Source organism: Candidatus Cardinium sp. cByotN1, assembly GCF_022810525.1.
In the GTDB taxonomy this organism is placed as follows: Bacteria; Bacteroidota; Bacteroidia; order Cytophagales; family Amoebophilaceae; genus Cardinium.
The window spans coordinates 1-2,087 of sequence record NZ_JAACGG010000103.1 but is presented as its reverse complement, the minus strand read 5'-3'; the positions used below and the strand labels follow the sequence as shown (position 1 = coordinate 2,087).

Annotated in this window: 1 protein-coding gene; it reads right to left on the bottom strand. The window is 35.1% G+C overall.

Features of this window, described 5'->3' with window-relative positions; all coding sequences use genetic code 11:
• Positions 1 to 503: 503 nt before the first annotated feature.
• A complete protein-coding gene (locus tag MUW73_RS02935; RefSeq protein WP_243018695.1) occupies positions 504 to 1,853 on the bottom strand; it encodes a hypothetical protein in 1,350 nt (449 codons plus the stop codon).
• Positions 1,854 to 2,087: the final 234 nt, after the last annotated feature.

The window sequence follows — 2,087 nt, the reverse complement described above, 5'->3', positions numbered from 1 at the left end:
GTGGCTGAAAGCTTCGTTTACAGCTGGAAAAACAGGAGCCTACCTGCAATCCCTCTCGGCAACTGTTCTTCTTTTCTTCTGTAAACTGCGCTTTCTGATCGCACTTTTTTCAAAGGGCGCGTTTTTTCTAGCATAAGCCATAGTGGTGAACGGAAATATAGATATATTTTATTGATTTACATCTATATTAATATTAATTCAGTCTATTGGTTCGCAGCCATTTTTTCCAGTTTCTTATCAAGAAAAAAAAGGGGTAATTAAGCCCTGGGTAAAGCATTGCTGAACGTAAGACTTACAGCTAAAAAAACAGCACTTGCCCGCTGCGCGGGCTTTAAACGTACGAGAGGCTGTTTGGCTACTTCAGCTGTAAGTTTTGCTTGCTGATGGTATATCGCTCTAATCTAGCATGGTCAATTGTGGGTATCTTATGCATGATCTCTTCCAAATTGCTATAGCTCAAGGAAAAACGACACGTAATATGTTTACAAAACATCTGACAAAACTTAATTTTTGACTCGTTTCAATAAGTTACTTACATAATTAGTAAGGTTACCAACCTGGTTGTTAATTTGATCGAGTGTAGTATGCTTATTGGCAATAAAAGAAGCAAAACAGAGGTTAGTGGTTAAGCAATAGATTACCTCTATGGGTACGCGTTGTAACCGATCTTGTTGCTCCCGGGAATGCTCCATATTAGCACTATAAATTGCTACGAGATTACCAAAAGCAGGTATTAGATCAATGATCCTAAAACCGTAGACAATATGATAAAACATGTCAAGGCCATACCTTACTTTTTCTTTAAGCATAGCATGGTCATCATCTGTAGATTCAACCCTATCTATTAAAGGCTTAAGCGTAGCATACATATCATCAATAGGTTTCAAAAAACATTGCGCTAGCTTAGCAAAGATTGCTATGGGGTTATAACCACTCTTGCCTGACTTATACGCCATAGCACTTTTCAATTCAGTCTCTAAACAGGTTTTACAAGCTTGAATATGATCTGGGCTGTAAATAGCTGCAATAACTTCTAAAGCTTTTTGATAATTTGCTTTAGCTTCTTGAATAACAATTTTTCCTTTAGCAAGACTATTATTAAGCAAGCGGAATATCAACAGCTGGGCTACGCTAGCCCAATAAGGTATAATATTCCCATTTAGATAATCTGAAATTTTAAGAGTAAACTTCTCAAGATCAGCTGTATTAACATGAGGCTGGGTGTAGCTTTTCGACTTAACCGACTGCTTACTAAGTACTTTATGAAGGTTAATTTTGGTATTGTTAACCATAACCATTTTAGATACTTTGGTACTTTGACCAAAATCTTCTAGATTAGCTTCTTTGATCAATGGGTTACGCAACATATTTTTTAACTGCTTAGAAGCAGCTTTTTGCCAACAGGATAAATAATTCAATATAGGCAACATAATAGAGGGATTGGGGGGTCCTTTCAAGCGCATGACGGGTAAGGAGTCGTCCGAAGGTATTTTAGAAACACCAACCAAGCTTAAATTATTATATAGCATTAGCAATTCCTCGTGGGCATATCCACTCTGTTTAGCCTGAAATTGGGCATCAATTTCCTTGATCTTATCAAGAGTATAGCTAGCTTTATGTTGATCAACATAACTAGAACATTCCTTAAATTTTTCAAACAAACTATTTATTTTCTGTAGGACTTCATCAAGCGTAGATGAGTCTGAACTAGATGGATGGTCACCTAACGATTCTTGCTCTAAAGATGGATTACCAGTCATATAACTTTTTGAGTAACCATTGCAGGTAACCAATACTACCAATAGATGGGGCCAACAAATAATAGAAGAATAATAGGTTTTTATCTTTTTCATAATTATAAAATTGAAAAACTAATAATATTACTTGTTTATAACAAAATAATTTTATAATAAAAAATTTTATATTAAAATCAAATTACAAAAAAGCATCGTATCTGTTCCTGACGCTGGTAAAAAATGAATTTTTTAAAACTACTTTTTGTTTGATCAAAAAGTAGCCAAAAAAACAAGTGCTGATGAAAAAAAAGGCGCGATTTTTCCTAGCATAAGCCATTGGATGAGCGGAAA

Bases quoted from the DNA above. Each gene is read 5' to 3' on its own strand.
- MUW73_RS02935 (WP_243018695.1), bottom strand. From the start codon at position 1,853: ATGAAAAAGATAAAAACCTATTATTCTTCTATTATTTGTTGGCCCCAT.